Source organism: Boseongicola sp. (assembly GCF_057460485.1).
In genome coordinates, this window is the sequence record NZ_JBVCWP010000338.1 from 1 (window position 1) to 3,798 (window position 3,798).

Below are 3,798 nucleotides of genomic sequence, written 5' to 3' on the forward strand. Positions count from 1 at the left end.
AGCGCTGAACCTCCTTCATCTGTTTCGTGCATAACCCATGACGATAGTTGAGGCCGGCAGAGCCAGACCGCGCACCACCATCAGTCCCGTGAACGCGGCAACCATTTGTTTCCAAGTGAGTCCACATTGTTTCCAAAATCGCCTTAATTCTTGCGATATGTAGCCGCTTTCCAGTGAGAGACAGAAACTGCGAAACGCATGCAAGGATTTGGATAATGATTGTGACTGGAAAATTCACTATGACACATATCGAAATTCTGACTGTATCGCTGATCCTCTAAATTGCGGGGCAAATCTATCCCAGTTGGTGGACCCCTTTCAGGGGGCTACTCCAACCCGATCTGGCCACTGGGTGTGGAGTGTGAGATCATAAGCTCTTCGTCATCCATGTTTTCTTCGATGCTTTCGAACATCGGTGTGGACAGGTAGCGTTCTCCGGTGTCTGGCAACATGCACAGGATCACGGCGCCATCGGGGGCTGTTTTCGCGACCGCCAGTGAGATGGCAAAAGTCGACCCACCCGAAATGCCGGTGAATATTCCTTCTTTTCTGGCCAACTCTTGTGCATGTTTGATTCCGTCGGCACCAGTGACCGGGATCAACTCGTCGTAGTATTCGCCGTCAATTGCCTCTTGCAGCACTGCCGGAATGAAATCCGGTGTCCAGCCTTGGATCGGATGCGGCTCAAAGGCCGGATGGCTAAGGGCGGGCGCTCCATTGGCGTCGCGTTCCTGCGCGTGACCACTGCCCAGAAGCTGCGCATTGGCAGGTTCGGTCAGGATGATCTTGGTGTCTGGCCGCTCCTTGCGCAGGACGCGGGCGGTTCCGGTCACCGTGCCGCCGGTGCCATAGCCGCTCACAAAATAGTCCAGCCGGGACCCATCAAAATCCGCGATGATCTCCCGTGCGGTCGTGCTTTCGTGAATGTCGGCGTTGGCTTGCGTTTCAAACTGCGACGCCAGAAACCAATCGTGCGTCTGTGCCAGTTCGACCGCTTTGCGGTACATGCCAAGGCCCTTTTCCGCACGCGGGGTCAGAACCACCTTGGCACCGAACATCCGCATCAGGCGCCGCCGCTCGACCGAAAAGCTGTCTGCCATCGTCACGACAAGCGGATATCCCTTCTGGGCACAGACCATCGCAAGACCGATCCCGGTGTTCCCGCTGGTCGCCTCGACCACTGTCTGACCGGGTTTCAGGGCGCCGGATCGTTCCGCCGCCTCTATGATGTTCACAGCCAGCCGGTCCTTGACGGACCCCGCTGGATTGAATGCTTCGGCCTTGACGTAAATCGTGGCGCCATGGCTCGGAATGTTGTTGATGCGGATCACCGGGGTGTCGCCGATCGTCTCGAGAACACTGTCGTAAAGACGTCCCCGGCCTTTGGTGATCCTGATTGCTGCGTCGGCTGGCATGGATTGTCCTCTCACTGTGTGCGCCCGGGCGTGGTTTGCATTCCGGCCGCAGACTTCGGCATTGCGGCCGGGGAGCATTGCTTTGCTTCGCCGAGGCGATCCCTGAAACCGACACTTTGCAGTATGCATCCGCTGCATCGCTGGCCCGCCTGGCGCTCTGCTGGGCAATAATTTCAGATATCGTGCCTCGTGTCACTACTCTTGTCAGGGCGCGGTCTTGGCCTCGGTGGGTAGCATGACATGCGCCAGCGGCGTTTCACCCCACATGACATAGGGACCTCCGGCAAACGGATCGCGCGGGAGATCCGCGAGCATGTCCATGTTCGGAAAAACGATCATCGTGTGGGGTCCTTCCTGGACCCAGACGCCACCGTCGTTGGGGTCCGTGGCCATCGGATTTTCGTTGTTCACCATGGCGTCGCCCATCAGCATGTAGGACACGCCAACGACGTCGGTCGAAAAGGCAGAGCCTGACCCGGCGGCCGCCATCCATTTCATCCAGACCGCATCATTGCACATCGGATGCTGATCGCCGGGAATCAGACCGATGCCTGGCAAGCACACCCAACCGTTCGAACCTTCGCGCAGGATCGTGCCATCCACATCCATGATCGTGGCGGCCTCACTGATATCCGACGGGGCTGCGCTCATCGCCCGTGCGATCTTGTTCTCGGTCGTTTCCGCGGCGGCGATCGTGGTGGTGCCGACAAGGGACAGGACTGTAATGGCATGGATGCAACGACCTGCACTAAGCTTCGAGGGTATCGACATTTTGAATTCTCCCGTGATGTGTTAGATAATGAATGACGTTTGCCAGATCGTGACGGAGCGTGCTTGAGGATAACTTGAGATTTTCCTGTTGAATCGCGCGGGGGTGAGCGGGGAGAACACATGCGCTACGACTTCGAACCCTTCACGCTGGACATGGATCGGGGCTTGCTGCTCAAGTCGGGAGAAGACGTGGCGATCGAACCGCGCGCGTTCGACTTGCTCTCGCTCCTGGTGGTGAACCAGGACCGCATGGTCGACAAGGACGAGATCGTCGAAAAGGTCTGGGGCGGGCGGATCGTGTCCGAAGCGGCCATTTCCACAGTGATCAAGACGACGCGCAAGGCCCTCGGCGATGATGGGATTACTCAAAAGTATATCCGAACTCTGCGCGGGCGCGGGATGCGGTTTGTCGGGACCGCGCATCCGACTGTGCCCGCGCAAGCCAGGACTGCCGACGCCCTTGTGCCGTCGGTTGATCCTATGGCCGACACCGGCAGACCATCGATTGCCATCCTGCCGTTTAGGATGGTCGGATACTCCGAAGCCTACAGCGCCATTGCCGATGCCATTCCGGCCGAATTGATTTCCTGCCTCTCCCGCCTGCGCTGGCTGACGGTGATTTCACGCGGATCCACCTTCCGCTTTCGGCACGACGATCCGGACTTGTCCGCCATCCACGCAACACTTGGCGCGAAGTACTGCCTTACCGGACTGGTGGAGATTTACGGCGCTGTGATCGCGGTTTTGGTGGAACTGTCGGATACGCGCACTCAGGCAGTGATTTGGAGCGAACGGTTCTCAGGGACGGTCAGTGACGTGAATGAGACCAGAAACGATATTGTGACACATTTGATATCGGCGCTGGAACTGCACGTACCACTGAACGAGGCCAAGCGTGCCCGCCTGTGTCCGCCCGAAAACCTAGATGCCTGGGGCATCTATCACCTTGGTTTGCAGCACATGTACCGCTTCAACAAGACCGATAACCAGATCGCTGCAGGTCATTTTGAACGCGCGACGCAGCTTGAGCCCGGCTTTGCTCGGGCCTACGCGGCGCGATCCTTCACCAGTTTTCAGACAGCCTTTCTGCAGTACACCACCGACACGAACGAAGACGCGAACAACGCCCGCCGGTTTGCCGAGAAATGTGTCGAGATCGATCCGGTAGACCCTTTTGGTAATTTCACGTTAGGTCGGGCACACTGGCTCAGGGGCGACCCGGAGGCGGGGATGCCTTGGATCGACCGATCCGTCGAGCTTAGCCCGAATTTCGCACAGGGTTTCTATGCGCATGGCTGGGCTGACGTCATGGCGGGAAGAGGGGCCGAGGCGCTGGCACAACTAGAGCAAGCCATTTCCCTTAGTCCACTCGATCCGCTTTTGTATGCGATGCAATGCGCTCGCGGATTGGCCTATCTACAACTGGAAGACTACGATAATGCATTGCTTTGGGCAGAAAAAGGCGCCCGCGCGCCGGGTGCTCACTTCCTGATCCGGGCCATAGCTGCGATGATCTGCAAGATCAAAGGCGATGATGAAAAGGCACAATATTGGGCCAAGGCCATGCAGGAGCGAAGGCCTGACACCTCGGTGGCAATGTTTTTCAAGGCCT

At 57.9% G+C, this 3,798-nt stretch carries 3 protein-coding genes; 1 reads left to right on the forward strand and 2 read right to left on the reverse strand.

All coding sequences use genetic code 11. From position 1 onward, the window contains the following. Nucleotides 1-326: 326 nt before the first annotated feature. Nucleotides 327-1,415 carry a PLP-dependent cysteine synthase family protein gene (locus tag AC221Y_RS21535; protein ID WP_486708381.1) on the reverse strand — a complete coding sequence of 363 codons (1,089 nt, stop codon included), beginning with the start codon at nt 1,413-1,415 and terminating at the stop codon, nt 327-329. A gap of 204 nt (nt 1,416-1,619) precedes the next feature. Then, nucleotides 1,620-2,186, reverse strand: a complete 567-nt coding sequence (locus AC221Y_RS21540; RefSeq protein WP_085828406.1) for a hypothetical protein — start codon at nt 2,184-2,186, stop codon at nt 1,620-1,622. 120 nt (nt 2,187-2,306) lie between these two features. On the opposite strand from AC221Y_RS21540, the gene AC221Y_RS21545 reads away from it, so the two are divergent. Next, nucleotides 2,307-3,798, forward strand: a 1,492-nt coding sequence (locus tag AC221Y_RS21545) for a winged helix-turn-helix domain-containing protein (RefSeq protein WP_486708382.1), incomplete at its 3' end; no start/stop codon positions are given.